This window comes from Agrobacterium sp. 22-214-1, assembly GCF_053522465.1.
This window is the reverse complement of the sequence record NZ_JBNWCK010000002.1, coordinates 609,993-623,581: the sequence shown is the minus strand read 5'-3', so window position 1 is coordinate 623,581 and position 13,589 is coordinate 609,993. Positions and strand designations below refer to the sequence as shown.

At 61.9% G+C, this 13,589-nt stretch carries 11 protein-coding genes; 9 read left to right on the top strand and 2 right to left on the bottom strand.

The window, feature by feature from the left end:
- Nucleotides 1–184 precede the first annotated feature (184 nt).
- From argE to ACQZ5G_RS12615, 9 genes are all read left to right on the top strand, one after another.
- Nucleotides 185–1,309, top strand: coding sequence for an acetylornithine deacetylase (gene argE / locus ACQZ5G_RS12655; protein WP_448738120.1), 1,125 nt, complete (start codon nt 185–187; stop codon nt 1,307–1,309).
- A gap of 23 nt (nt 1,310–1,332) precedes the next feature.
- On the top strand, nt 1,333–2,256 hold the full coding sequence (locus ACQZ5G_RS12650; protein WP_448738121.1) for a 2-hydroxyacid dehydrogenase: 924 nt from the start codon (nt 1,333–1,335) through the stop codon (nt 2,254–2,256).
- 26 nt (nt 2,257–2,282) lie between these two features.
- The gene (locus ACQZ5G_RS12645; RefSeq protein WP_035264219.1) at nt 2,283–2,639 is read left to right on the top strand and encodes a cupin domain-containing protein; all 357 of its coding nucleotides are present in this window, start codon (nt 2,283–2,285) and stop codon (nt 2,637–2,639) included.
- Complete coding sequence (locus ACQZ5G_RS12640) at nt 2,636–3,091, top strand: GNAT family N-acetyltransferase (RefSeq protein WP_448738122.1); 456 nt, start codon at nt 2,636–2,638, stop codon at nt 3,089–3,091. Before ACQZ5G_RS12645 ends, ACQZ5G_RS12640 begins: the two co-directional genes overlap by 4 nt.
- A gap of 128 nt (nt 3,092–3,219) precedes the next feature.
- Nucleotides 3,220–5,262, top strand: coding sequence for a hydantoinase/oxoprolinase family protein (locus ACQZ5G_RS12635; protein WP_448738123.1), 2,043 nt, complete (start codon nt 3,220–3,222; stop codon nt 5,260–5,262).
- Nucleotides 5,263–5,265: 3 nt separating this feature from the next.
- Nucleotides 5,266–7,233 carry a hydantoinase B/oxoprolinase family protein gene (locus ACQZ5G_RS12630; protein WP_448738124.1) on the top strand — a complete coding sequence of 656 codons (1,968 nt, stop codon included), beginning with the start codon at nt 5,266–5,268 and terminating at the stop codon, nt 7,231–7,233.
- Nucleotides 7,234–7,374: 141 nt separating this feature from the next.
- The gene (locus ACQZ5G_RS12625; protein ID WP_448738125.1) at nt 7,375–8,838 is read left to right on the top strand and encodes an aldehyde dehydrogenase family protein; all 1,464 of its coding nucleotides are present in this window, start codon (nt 7,375–7,377) and stop codon (nt 8,836–8,838) included.
- Nucleotides 8,839–8,851: 13 nt separating this feature from the next.
- Entirely contained in the window at nt 8,852–9,895 is a 1,044-nt protein-coding gene (locus tag ACQZ5G_RS12620) for a tartrate dehydrogenase (protein WP_448738126.1), read from the top strand.
- A 15-nt stretch (nt 9,896–9,910) separates the two neighbouring features.
- Nucleotides 9,911–11,368 carry an NAD-dependent succinate-semialdehyde dehydrogenase gene (locus ACQZ5G_RS12615; RefSeq protein WP_448738266.1) on the top strand — a complete coding sequence of 486 codons (1,458 nt, stop codon included), beginning with the start codon at nt 9,911–9,913 and terminating at the stop codon, nt 11,366–11,368.
- A 258-nt stretch (nt 11,369–11,626) separates the two neighbouring features.
- On the opposite strand, the gene ACQZ5G_RS12610 is transcribed toward ACQZ5G_RS12615, so the two are convergent.
- The gene (locus tag ACQZ5G_RS12610; protein ID WP_003524658.1) at nt 11,627–12,901 is read right to left on the bottom strand and encodes an NAD(P)/FAD-dependent oxidoreductase; all 1,275 of its coding nucleotides are present in this window, start codon (nt 12,899–12,901) and stop codon (nt 11,627–11,629) included.
- Nucleotides 12,902–12,916: 15 nt separating this feature from the next.
- Nucleotides 12,917–13,585: a haloacid dehalogenase type II gene (locus ACQZ5G_RS12605; protein ID WP_003524659.1), complete on the bottom strand. Its 669-nt coding sequence runs from the start codon at nt 13,583–13,585 to the stop codon at nt 12,917–12,919.
- Nucleotides 13,586–13,589 lie beyond the last annotated feature (4 nt).

Here is a 13,589-nt window from a genome sequence, read left to right as displayed (position 1 = left end):
CTCCGGCGCGGGATCTTGATCCCGGCAGCCCAGCTCACGACATCCGAAGATAACCAGCCTCGTCAGCAGGAATTTTCCGAAAGCGCTGGAAGGACACAACAATCTACTGAAATCGCCCGTATTTCAGCAGATAAACGCCGCAGGCCGCTCTAAGCTTTTCGGCGTTGAAGCGACGGAGACAGCCATGAACGCAATCGACATTCTGGAGCGTCTTGTCGGCTTCCCGTCGGTGGTCGGAACCGCCAATGGCGACATTGCCGGATGGATCGCCGATTATCTGGAAAGCCACGGCGCGAAAGTATCGCTGCTTGCCGGCCCGGAGGGCGACCGCGCCAATCTCTTCGCCAGCTTCGGCCCGACCGATATCAGCGGATACATCCTGTCCGGCCATATGGATGTGGTGCCTGCCGGTGAGCCGGAGTGGTCTTCCGATCCCTTTACGCTGAGAGCCGAGGACGAGCGCCTCTACGGACGCGGAACCACCGACATGAAAGGGTTTCTGGCCACGGTTCTCGCCGCAGCACCGGCATTTTCACGCATGGCGCTGAAGCGGCCCGTTCACATCGCCTTTTCCTATGACGAGGAGGCGGGCTGCCGCGGCGTTCCCCATCTCATCGCCCGGTTGCCGGAACTATGCGCAAAACCGGCGGGCGCGATCATCGGCGAACCGAGCAATCTGCGCGCCGTGCGCGCCCACAAGGGCAAGGCCGCCGCACGCATCACCATTCGCGGTCGCTCCGGCCATTCCTCGCGGCCGGATCAGGGCGTGAACGCCATTCATCTGATGACCGGCATCATGGCAAAGGCGGTCGAGACCGCACAGGCTCTCACCCAAGGTCCCTTCGAAGCGACATTCGAGCCGCCCTATTCCTCCCTGCAGATCGGCACTGTGAAAGGCGGACAGGCGATCAATATCATCCCCGATCTCTGCGCCATCGAACTGGAGGCGCGGGCGATTGCTGGCGTGTCGCCGGTCGCCCTGCTCCAGCCGGTGCGCGACCGTGTCGAAGCGCTCGCCGCCGAGGGCATCGACATAGAATGGACGCCGATGAGCGATTATCCGGCGCTCTCCCTTGCCGCCGATGCACCGCTCGTGAAGCTTCTGGAAGAGTTGACCGACGCGCCCTGCATCGCCGCCGTCAGCTATGGCACGGAAGCCGGGCTTTTCCAGGCGGCCGGCATCGACGCCATCATCTGCGGCCCGGGCGATATCGGCCGCGCCCACAAGCCGGACGAATTCATAACGGCCGGCGAACTGTCGGCCTGCCAGTCAATGCTGGAAACACTGGCGAACCGCTGCACGGTTTAAACCTTCGGAACCACGGATTTCAGATGACTTTCTTCTTCAATTCCGACGCGAAGCGCGGCGAGATTTTCCGGCAGGCTCTGGCCCGCGACCTGCCGGAACTACCCTTTTCGATGGATGCCGAAAGCGTCGATCCGGATGCGGTTCGATACCTCATCACCTGGACCGTGCCTGATGATATCGGCCGCTACCGCAATCTCGAAATCCTGTTTTCCATCGGTGCGGGCGTCGATCAGTTTCACATCGACACCGTCCCTGCGCATGTAAAAGTCGTGCGCATGGTGGATGAAGGCATCATCCGCATGATGCAGGAATATGTGAGCCTCGGCGTGCTGGCGCTTCACCGCAACCTGCCGGTCTATTTGAAACAGCAGCGCCAGCAACTCTGGAAGGCCCTGCCGCAGCGTCAGGCGGAAGAGTGCCGGGTGGGCGTTCTCGGCCTCGGCATGCTGGGCGTTGCGGCGCTGGAACGGCTGAAACCCTTCGGTTTTCCGCTTTCCGGCTGGAGCCGTTCACCGCGCGAGATCGATGGCGTGACCTGCCATCATGGCGAAGCCGGATTGTCCACGATCCTTTCGACCAGCGATATTCTCGTTTGCCTGCTGCCGCTGACCGACGAAACGACGGGACTTCTGAATGGCGAACGCCTGGGGATGCTTCCCGAGGGTGCGGGGTTGGTTCACGCCGGGCGTGGCAAACAACTCGACCACGACGCCCTCATCGATGCGCTGGACAGCGGCAGGCTTTCGGGCGCGGTGATCGACGTCACCGATCCGGAACCGCTTCCGGAAGACCATGCCTTCTGGACGCATCCGAAAATTCTCCTGACGCCGCACATCGCCAGCGTCACCCAGCCGCATTCGGCAGCACGCACCGTTGTCGAGAACATCAAACGATACCAGTCCGGCCTCGAGCCGCTCGGCCTCGTCGACCGCAATCGCGGATATTGATCATCCCGTTCCAGGAAAGGACACCCATGCCGCTTCTCAAGACCATCGACACGCACCCCGCCTTTGAACCGAAAGCCTCCAAGGCCCTGCCGGAACGCCTCATTTCCGGCGATCCGTCCTTCAAGACCTGGCCGCTGGACGAAGCCCGCAACGGCACCGTCCACACCGGCATATGGGAAGCGACGCCGGGCGAAAGCCGTTCGATCAAGGGCGAAACCTTCGAATTCTGCCATATTCTCGAAGGCGTCATCGAAATCACACCGGAAGGCGGCGAACCGCTGCGTTATACGGCTGGCGACAGCTTCGTCATGAAGCCGGGCTTCGTCGGGGTGTGGAAAACCATTGAAACCGTCCGCAAAATCTATGTTACGGTGAACGGATGAACTGGGAACCGGCCATTTTCGAAATCACCCGCGACGGCTACGTGCTGAGCACCGATCCGGCACGGGTGGATTTCGATCTGGTCCATGGTTTTCTCGCCCGCGATTCCTACTGGGCGCAGGGAATGACCGCCGACCGGCTGAAGCGGGCGCTTTCGCATTCGTTGCCGGTCGGCGTTTACGCCCCTGACGGCTCCATGGCCGCCTTCGCCCGCCTGGTAACGGATTATGCCGTTTTCGGCTATCTGCGCGATGTCTTCACGGTGGAGGATCATCGCGGTCGCGGCCTTGCGTCCTGGATCGCCACCGAGATACGCAAACACCCGGAGCTTTCGACGGTATCGAGCTGGATGCTGGCGACCCGCGACGCCCATGGCGTTTACGAAAAGGCCGGCTATCGCGCAGCGTCGCATCCCGAATATTACATGACGGTGCCGAAACCCGGCGAGGGTTGAACAACCCTCCCTATGGGTCACCCCGGCCATCCTCATAACCTGGGGCTATGACCCTTACCCCATAAATGCTTGGCCCTTTTCCGGTCCCGATGACAGCATCGTCCGCACTGGAAAAGGAGACGGAAGAGATGGGATATCGCATTGGCGTCGATGTGGGCGGGTCGTTTACGGATTTTGCCGTGTTCGACGATGGGACCGGCGCGCTTTCCACCCTGAAGGTGTTTTCCCGCCCCGATGCGCCCGGAGAAGAAATCCTTCTCGCGCTCGATACGCTGAAAAAGCGCGACGGCATCGAAGCGAAGGACGTTTCCTATTTCACCCATGGCACCACCGTCGGCGTCAACACCGTGATCCAGCGCAACGGCCAGAACGTCGCGCTGTTCACCACCGAAAATTTCGAGGATGTGCTGGGTGTTGCACGCCTGAAAATTCCGCAGATCCACAATCTCTATTCCGTGCGGCCGGAACCGCTCATCCCGCGTGAACGGGTTTTCGGCATAGCCGAGCGCATGCTGGCGACCGGCGAGGTAAAGCTCGCCCCGAACGAAGAGAATGTGGCGCAGGCTGTCGCCGGCGCCCTTGCAGCCGGTTGCGACGGTATCGTGCTCGCCTTCCTGCATTCCTACCGCAACCCAGAAAACGAACTTGCCGTGAAGGCGATGATCGAACGCATCGCGCCGCAATTGCCGGTGGTCTCCTCTGCCGAGACATGGCCGATCATCCGCGAATATGAGCGCACCGTCACCGCCGTCATCAGCGGTTATGTCCAGCCGCGCGTCGCACATTACCTCGACCGTTTCGAAACGGTGCTGCGCGGGCAAGGCATTGCCTGCCCGCTGCTCATCACCAAGACCAATGGCGGCGTCATGGGCATCGATCAGGCGCGGCGGGAATGTGTGCAGATGATCCTGTCGGGCACCGCTTCCGGCGTCATCGGCGCGGGTTATCTGGCAAAGGCCAGCGGCTTTGAGCGAGTGATGAGCCTCGACATCGGCGGCACCAGCGCCGATGTGGCCGTGATCCTGGACGGCGAGGCCCAATATGGGGTCGGCGAACTGATCGGCGATTTCCAGATTCATGTCCCCTCCGTTTCGGTCAGCTCCGTCGGCCAAGGCGGCGGCTCGGTCGCATGGGTCGACAGTCTCGGGCTGTTGCAGGTGGGGCCTGAAAGTGCCGGTTCGACGCCGGGGCCGGCCTGTTACGGACGCGGCGGCGACCGCCCGACGATCACGGACGCCATGGCGGCCGCCAATCTCATTGGCCATATGCCGCTCGGTTATGGCGCGGTGACCGTCGATCACGCCGCATCGCGCGCCGCGCTCTCGCCGCTCGCGGAAAAGCTCGGCCTTTCCGTCGAGGCGCTCGCCGGCAACATCGTCGATATCGCCGTCTCCGGCATGTATGCGGAGGTGAACGCCCTCACCTCCCGTTTCGCCATCGACCCGCGCGAATTTCACCTCTTCGCTTTCGGCGGCGCCGGCGCGATGCTCGCCTGCTTCCTCGCCCGCGAGCTGGACATGAAGGGTGTGGTGGTGCCGCCCACCCCGGGCGTCGTTTCCGCGCTCGGCGGCCTGATTGCCGATCTGAAGAACGATTTCATCCGCACCACCTATTGCGATGTGAACGACAGGGAGGCCTCCGATCTCGCCCCCCTTCTCGCCGAAATGCAGGAAACCGGCCGCAATTGGCTGAAAGAACAGGGTTTTAACGGCGATTGGGAGATGCGGCTTTCCGCGGACATGCGCTATCGCGGCCAATCCTACGAAATCGAGACCACGCTCCAGCCGGAATGGCTGTGCAGCGGCGACGCCGGCGCGATCAACAGGGCTTTCCATGAGGAACATGCCCGCCTCTACGGTCATTCCGATGAACGGGCGGCGGTGCAGATGGTCAATCTCAGGCTTGTCGTCTCCGGGAAAACACCGAAGCCGCCGCTTCGCGAGACAGGCGCGGCCACTGGCCCCGCAACGCCGCGCTTTCACACGAAAGGCTGGTTTGGCGGCATGGAGCACGACTTGGCGATCTATCACCGTGACGATCTGGCGGCCGGCCACGATTTCAACGGCCCCGCCATCGTCCTTCAGGACGATACCACCACCGTGGTCCCCCCCGGCTTTTCGGTCCATGTGGACCGTTTCGGCAATCTCGTCATTACCAAGCGGGAGTTTTGACCCATGACCATCGATCGCCGCAATCTCAAGGTGCTCGCCAATTTCTGCTCGGCCGCCGCCGATGCCATGGCCTTTACGCTGATGCGCACCGCCCATTCCGCCTTCGTCAAGGAAACCGAGGATTTTTCCTGTCAGGTGGTGACGCGCGAGGGGCTGGCCTTCGCCAATCCCCGGCAATTCGGCGCGCCCTGGTATAGCGGCATCGACTACGCGCCGCTGCTTTCCATGTTCGAGGAATATGAAGAGGGCGATATCTGCATCACCAACGATCCCTATAGTGGTTTCGTCGCCACCCACTCGCCGGACATCCACATCTGGAAACCGGTCTTCCATGAGGGCAAAATCGCCTGTTTCGTGGTTGGGCATATCCACAATACCGATGTCGGCGGCGCGGTTCCCGCCTCATTGTCCCGCTCGCTTTCCGAAATCGAGCAGGAAGGCCTGCGCATTCCGCCGGTCAAGCTCGTTCGCAAAGGCAGGCTCGACCCCTTCATCATCGACATGATGAAGGCCAATGTCCGCATGCCGGAGCAGAATATCGGCGACCTCCACGCCCAGATCGCCTCCGTCAATATCGGCGAACGCAAGATGCAGGAGATCATCGCCCGCTTCGGCTTTGACGATTTTCTGGACGGTGTGCGCCAGATTTTCGACTATGCGGAAGAGCAGACCCGGCAAATCCTCACCCGGGTGCCCGATGGCGACTATTTCTTTGCCGATTATGCCGATGAGGATTCCGTCGGCGGCCGGCCATGCCGCGTGGCGCTGACGCTGAAAATCCGAGGCGGCGAAGCCATCCTCGATTACACCGGCAGCGACCCGCAGCTCGGCTCGTCGCTGAACATGCCGACCGGCGGCCGCGAGCGGCATTCACTCGTCATGGTCGGCCTGACCTATGTGCTTTATACGCTCGATAACAGCCTGCTCCTGAATGCCGGCACGCTACGCCCGGCGCGGGCCGTGCTGCCGGAAGGCACGATCGTCAATTGCCAGCGCCCGGCCGCCGTCGGCATGCGTTCGCTGACCTGCGCCATGACGCAGATCGTCACCATCGGCGCTTTTGCAAAGGCCCTGCCGGAGCTTATTCCCGCCGCCTCACCCGGCGGAAACGCCATCATGAACATCAAGACCAGCGACAGGAACGGCCGCCCGGTCATGGCCTCCATCGGCCCGGTTGGCGGCGGCGGCGGCGGCACGCCCTTCTGCGACGGCAGCGACGGCGCGGGCGGCGCCACCGGTTTTCTGCGCAACACGCCGATTGAAATCAGCGAAGCGGAAGTACCGATCCTTTTCCGCCGTTATGGGCTGCAACGCGACACCGGCGGGGCGGGCCGTTTTCGCGGCGGCCTTTCGGCTATCATGGAGTTTGAAATATCCTCCCCGGAAACGGTGGTCACGGCCCGCAACCGCAACCGTTCGGTGATGGCGAGCTGGGGTGTCAATGGCGCAGGTCCGGGGCTGATTTCCCGCTTCCTCCGCAATCCCGATACCGAGGGCGAAATCTCGCTCGGCAATACAGATATCGTCCATTGCGGCCCGGGCGATGTCATTCGTGTCATAGGGCCAGGAGCCGGCGGTTACGGCGACCCCTTCACCCGCCCGCAGCAGGCCGTGCTGCGCGATGTGCGGCGTGGTGCGGTGTCGGCAGAAAATGCTGCAAGACACTATGGGGTGGCGCTCAACGGTGATGATATCGACGAAGAGGCGACGGCTGCCCTGCGCGCCGCTCCGCGCCGGAAGACGGACGATATCATCAGCTACGGACCCGAACGGCTCGCCTTCGAGGCGGTCTGGACCCCGGAACGTTATGATCTTCTGACGCAATTCCTGCAAAAATCGCCGGTGGGATGGCGCTTTTTCCTGAAACACCGGGTGTTTGAAGCGGTCGAAAACGAGGGCGATGATCCCCGCCCCCTTAGCGAGCGGATGGCCGGGATTTTCGACCGTATAAGCGCCCGATACGGCGTTTGACCTGCGGCATATACCGGCCGCCGAAGATTGCGCTGTCTGCCGGTGGCAAAACAGGATTTTCATTCACCGCCCGCGCCGCAGTCGGTCGATGCTGCTTGCCATCAGGGATTAGCGTTGGGGCATATCCAAAGAGGATTCCACATGACGCTCAGCTTCGATCCAGACAGCTTACCCCTGCCGATCGGCCACTTCATCGGCGACCGGCTGGTTCCGGCGGCAAACGGCATCGACATGCACCGCCCTTCGGACGGCATCGAATATGCCGGTTGTCCCAAGGCGGATGCGGCGCTGGTCGATGAGGCTGTGCAGACTGCCAAGGCCGCGTTGAAGAGCAGCAACTGGGGCGGCGTGCGCCCGCGCGAGCGCACGAAGGTTTTGCAGCGCTGGGCCGACCTGATCGAACAGGAAGCCGAGACGCTGGCGAAAATCGAGGCGCTCTCCTCGACGCGACCGGTGGGCCAACTGATCGCCGGCGATATCGCCGTCACCGCCGAACAGATCCGCTTCTTCGCCGAGTTTGCCGACAAGGAAGGCGGCGATCTGGTGCCGACAGACGATGCGAGCCTCGGCATGATCATGACCGAACCCTATGGCGTCGTCGGCGCCATCACGCCGTGGAATTTCCCCGTCTCCATGGCCGGCTGGAAGCTTGGCCCGGCGCTCGCTGCAGGCAACGCCGTGGTGCTGAAACCATCTGAAATGACGCCCTTCTCCAGCATCTTCATGGCGCAGCTGGCGATCAAGGCCGGATTGCCGGCAGGTCTCATCAACATCGTGCTGGGCGACGGGCCTGTGACCGGCAATGCCATCACCGGCCATCCGGAAATTTCGAAGGTCAGCTTCACCGGCTCCACGGCCGCGGGTTCGGCCATCATGGCAAATATCGCCCGCACCGGCATCAAGCCCATGACGCTGGAACTCGGCGGCAAGAGCCCGCAACTCGTCTTCGCCGATGCAGATATCGAGAAGGCGGCAGCGGCCATCGCCGGCAATATCCTCTTCAATGCCGGGCAGGCCTGTGTGGCCGGCTCGCGCATCATCGTCGAAGAAAGTGCGGCGGATGCCCTTTCCACCGCCATCATCGCCCGCATGAAGGCGGTGAAGCCCGGTCCGACCTGGGACGAGACGACGCAATATTCGCCGATCATCTCCGAGGTGCAGCGCAAGCGCATCGACGGCATCGTGCAGGCCGCGGTCGCCCATGGCGGCGAATGCCTGACGGGCGGCGCGATCATGGACGGTCCCGGCTATTTCTACCAGCCGACGCTGATCGCCAATGTCGACCAGACCTCCCCTGCCGTCACCGAGGAAATCTTCGGCCCGGTGCTGACGCTGCAGACCTTCCGCACGGAAGAAGAGGCTCTGGCGCTTTCCGACCATCCGACCTACGGTCTGGCGGCGGGTCTTTTCAGCCGTGACGTCTCGCGCGTCATGCGCCTGTCCCGCGCCATTCAGGCGGGCACGATCTGGGTCAACCGTTATGGCCGCTCGCGCGACCACATATTGCCGACCGGTGGTTACAAACGCTCCGGAATCGGCAAGGATCTCGGACGCGAGGCCTATCTCGCCAACCGCAAGAGCAAAAGCGTCCTTATCGGACTGTAACAGGGGTAATGTCTTGAAAACGCATCGCATCGCACTCATTCCCGGAGACGGCATCGGCAAAAGCGTAACGGACGCCGCATGGCAGGTGCTCAACGCCGCCGCCAAAACCTCCGGTTTTGCGCTTGAAGGAACGGAATTCCCCTGGTCCTGCGCCTTCTACAAGGAAACCGGCGCGATGATGCCCAAGGACGGCATCGAAACCCTGCGCGGCTTCGACGCCATTCTGCTTGGCGCTGTCGGCTGGCCGGCGGAAGTGCCGGACTCTGTCTCGCTCCACGGCCTGCTGCTGCCGATCCGCAAGGCTTTTGTGCAATATGCCAATATCCGCCCGCACCGGCTTCTGCCCGGTGTGCAGGGACCTTTGAAGGCCGATGGCTTCGACATTCTCTGCATCCGGGAGAACACGGAGGGCGAATATTCCGGCGCCGGCGGCCGCGTGCATCAGGGCACCGATGACGAAGTTGCGGTCGAAACCTCGATCTTCACCCGCAAGGGCGTGGAGCGCATCCTGCGTTTCGGCTTCGAACAGGCGCAGAAGCGTCGCGGTAAGCTTGCCTCCATCACCAAGTCCAATGCCCAGAAGTATTCGATGGTGTTCTGGGACGAGGTGACCCACAAGCTCGCCACTGAGTATCCCGACGTCGAGGTTTCCAGCTATCACATCGACGCCATGGCGGCCCGCATGGTCATGGCCCCGGAAAGCCTCGATGTCGTGGTCGCCTCCAACCTCTTCGGCGACATTCTGACCGACCTCGGTGCGGCCATTCAGGGCGGCCTCGGCTTTGCCGCCTCCGCCAATATCAATCCCGACCGCAGCGCGCCCTCCATGTTCGAGCCGGTGCACGGTTCGGCCCCGGACATCGCCCATCTCGGCATCGCCAACCCCATCGCCGCCATCTGGTCCGGCGCGATGATGCTCGAGCATCTCGGCGAAAAAGACGCGGCCGTGCGTATCATGACGGCGCTGGAAACGGCGACCGGCCGAGGTATCGGCACGGTGCCGGGCAAGGACAAGACAGACGCCATCACCGCCGCGGTTCTCGCGGCGCTCGACTGATTTCGGAGAATTATGATGCAGGGCTTGAAGGACAAGGAACTCTTTCGCCAGACGGGCTTGATCGGCGGCGCCTGGAAGGCGGCGGTATCTGGCAAGGCGGTCGACGTGATCGACCCGGCGACGCAGGTGGTCATCGGCACCGTGCCGGATATGGACGGCGCGGAAACCCGCGCGGCAATCGAAGCCGCCAACGCCGCCTTCGGTCCGTGGAAAAAGAAAACCCACGCGGAGCGCGCAGCGCTTCTCGAAAAATGGTTCGCGCTGATGATCGACAATGTCGACGATCTCGGCCTGATCCTGACCACCGAACAGGGCAAGCCGCTGGATGAAGCGAAGGGCGAAATCCGCTATGGCGCATCCTTCGTCAAATGGTTCGCGGAAGAGGCCCGGCGTATCAGCGGCGGCACCATCCCTTCACCGACGCCGGATCGGCGTATCGTGGTTCTGAAAGAAGCAGTCGGCGTCTGCGGCATCATCACCCCGTGGAACTTCCCGAACGCCATGATCACCCGCAAGGTCGCGCCCGCACTTGCGGCCGGCTGCACCGTGGTCATCAAGCCTTCGGAGTTTACGCCCTATTCGGCCCTGGCGCTCGGCGTTCTTGCCGAACGGGCCGGCATTCCCGCGGGCGTCATCAATATCGTCACCGGCATGCCGACAGAAATCGGCAACGAAATCATGGCTAACGAGACGGTGCGGAAAATTTCCTTCACCGGCTCCACCCGCGTCGGTTCGCTTTTGATGCGTGGCGCTGCCGACAGTGTCAAGCGGCTGTCGCTGGAACTGGGTGGCAATGCGCCCTTCATCGTTTTCGATGATGCCGATCTCGATCTCGCCATTGAAGGCGCACTGGTTTCGAAATTCCGCAATGGCGGCCAGACCTGCGTTTGCGCCAACCGCATTCTCGTGCAGTCGAGCGTTTATGACGCCTTTGCGAAAAAACTGGCGGATCGCGTCGACGCCATGCGGGTCGGACCCGGAACGGAAGCAGGCGTTTCCATCGGCCCGATGATCAACGAGCCGGCCATCGCCAAGATCCGCGCCCATATCGATGACGCCGTTTCCAAGGGCGCAAAGATCATCACCAGGCCGCACGATCTGCCGGAAGGTCCGCAATATACCGCCCCCGTGGTGCTGACCGGCGCCACGACCGGGATGCGGCTGGCAAGCGAAGAAACCTTCGGACCGGTAGCGCCGCTCTTCCGTTTCGAGACGGAAGAAGAAGCCATCGCCATCGCCAACGGCACGCCCTTCGGCCTCGCCGCCTATTTCTATACCGAAAGCCTGAAACGCGCCTGGCGCGTGGGCGAGGCGCTGGAATTCGGCATGGTCGGCCTCAACACCGGCGCAATCTCCACCGAAGTCGCCCCCTTCGGCGGCGTCAAACAATCCGGCCTCGGCCGTGAGGGCGCACAGGTCGGCATCGAGGAATATCTGGAGATCAAGACGTTTCATATTGGCGGGCTTTCCTGAGCCCGCTTCCTTCTCCCCGCCTAAAGGGCCGCTCTGCGGCCCTTCTTTTTGTGTGGAGGCAATAAAACGGCCGGACAGCTGCTGTTAGACTGATGGAACGCCCACAAACCTCTCCTCCGTCATGCTCGGGCCTGTCCCAAGCATCTGCTACCGATTGATTTTACGATAGGTGGGCAGATCCTCGGGACAAGCCCGAGGATGACGTCGAATGTGGAGGATGGTTCGTAAGAAGCCTGAGCGACAGGAAGCGACCGCACTCTACTGAATCTTGTCCAGCATCTTGTAATAGAAGCCCACCAGCGGCAGGAACCACGGCTTGCCGAAATGACCCGGCACCGCCGGCCATTCCAGCCCCTTCAGGGGGTTGTTGTCCGGCCGTCCCAGAATGGCGTCAGCCATGATCATGCCGAGATGGGTGGAAAGCTGCGCACCGTGGCCGGAATAGCCCATGGCGTACCAGACGCCGTCATGGAAACCGGCGCGCGGATAACGGTCCTTGGTCATGTCCACCAGACCGCCCCAGCAATAATCGATCGGCACATGGACAAGCTGCGGGAAGATGCGATGCAGGCTTTCCGTCAGGATCGCACCGCTTTTGGCGTCCGAACGCTGGTCCGACGTGGCGGAAAAGCGTGCACGGCCGCCGAAGATCAGCCGGTTATCCGGCGCGAGCCGGAAATAATTGCCGATATTCATGGAGTTGACATAGGTGCGGTTGCCCGGAACCGAAGCCTGAACCTCCGCATCCGTCAACGGCCGCGTGGCGATGATGAAACTGCCGACGGCGATGATGCGGCGACGGAAATAACCGAAGCCGGACGGCGTGTAAGCGCCGGTCGCCACCAGAACATTGTCGGCCGTCACTTTGCCGCGCGGAGTTTCCAGTTCATGGGTCCTGCCGTTCTGGGTATGCTTCGTCACCGCCGCATTTTCGAAGATCACCGCGCCATGACGGCTGGCGGCTTCGGCAAGGCCGGCCACATAGCGACCCATATGCATCATGGCGCTCTTCTTCGAGAGCATGGCGCCATAAAAGGGCGAACCGATCTCCGCCTTGAGATCGGCTGCGGAAAGAAGCGCCGTATCGGGATCGACCTCGGCATGCAGCGCCTCGAAATTCTTCGCCAGACCTTCGAAATGCTGCGGCTTGGAGGCGAGCTTCAGCTTGCCCGAGCGGCGGAAGTTGCAATCGATGCCTTCCTCCGCAATCAGGCCCTCCAGCGTATCGATGGAGGAATCGAGCGCCCTGTAGAGGGCGATCGCACGTTCCTTGCCAAGCTCGGCCTTGGCGGAGAGATAGGAATGGGCAAGACCATTGTTGAGATGTCCGCCATTGCGGCCGGAAGCGCCCCAGCCGACCCGCTCCCCTTCAAGAACGACGACCCGCGCACCGGCCTTGGCCAGCTGGCGCGCGGCCCCGAGACCGGTGAAACCTCCACCGATGACGGCGACATCGTAATGACCTTCGACGGGACCTTGCGCGGCACCTGAAAATTGCGGCGCGGTATCGTGCCAATAGGAGACGAACTTCATGGTCCCGACCTTTCCTTACAATCCAACCACGCCTGCCAGGCCGGAAATATCGGCGATTTCGATATAACCGTAATAGGGATTGGCGGGCTCGTGACCGCGATTGACCCAGACCTTGTTCTTGATGCCGAGATCATGGGCCGACATCAGGTCGTAACGGAACGAGGAGGAAACATGCAGCATGTCTTCCGGACCGCAGCCCAGCATGTCGAACATATATTCGAAAGCCTTGAAGCGCGGCTTGTAGGCCTGCGCCTGCTCAGCGGTATAGACCGCGTGGAAGGGCGCACCGAGCTTTTCGACATTCGACATGATCTGCGAATTCATGGCGTTGGACAGGATAACGAGGGGAATTTCCTTCGCCACCTTGGCAAGCCCGGCCGGAACATCGGCATGCGGGCCCCAGGTCGGAACGCGCTCGTAAACGAAGGTGGCATCTTCATCCTTGAAGGCCACGCCATTGCGCCTGCAGCTGCGCGAAAGCGAATTGTGAACCACCTGGGCGTAGGGCTTCCAGTCGCCCATGATCTCATCCAGACGATAGGCCGCAAAATTCTTGATGAATTGCTGCATCTGCGCTTCATCGAGACGATCGCCATAAAGATCGCGTGCGGCCTCTGCCATCTGGAAATTGATCAGCGTGCCATAGCAATCGAAGGAGATGTATTTCGGGCGGAAGATGGTCATGTCG